General features: G+C 26.9%; 1 pseudogene. It reads right to left on the bottom strand.

From position 1 onward, the window contains the following. Nucleotides 1-321, bottom strand: a pseudogene (locus CN514_RS08460) (GNAT family N-acetyltransferase); the annotation flags it as partial. Nucleotides 322-475 lie beyond the last annotated feature (154 nt).

Raw genomic sequence — 475 nt, 5'->3', positions numbered from 1 at the left:
TCCCCAATATTCTTTTTTAACTACAATGCCTAGTGTGCCTACATGCTTAGTACGTTCGTTTTGACTGGAATTGATCGAACCGATACTTATTATTTGATCATTGATTGTAACTAATAAAATAATTGAATTTTTTTCATTGAAGGTATCATCTAGAAATGTCTCATATTCTGCTTCATTTTTTTTAAACTCGTTTCCTCCAAATGATAAAAAGTTCGTTTCTCCACCTACGATGTTATAAAAATCTATAATTGATTTAGCATCAGTTCCTGTTGCTTGACGAACTTTTACTATTTCTCCATTTTTTAATTTTAATTCAAACATTCTATTTTACTCCTTTTTAAATTAAAAATAGCTGCATAAGCAGCCATTTTAACATTTACATATTATTAAACTAATATTCTAAATAAAGTTTATCATATACCATTTAAAAATCCATTCTATTCTCAACAATATTTCTTTTCTCACTAGTAAGAAC

Origin of the sequence: Bacillus sp. AFS001701 (assembly GCF_002559405.1) — a bacterium.
In the GTDB taxonomy this organism is placed as follows: Bacteria; Bacillota; Bacilli; order Bacillales; family Bacillaceae_G; genus Gottfriedia.
Note: the sequence above shows the minus strand (reverse complement) of the source record. Positions and strands in the feature narration are given on the sequence as shown.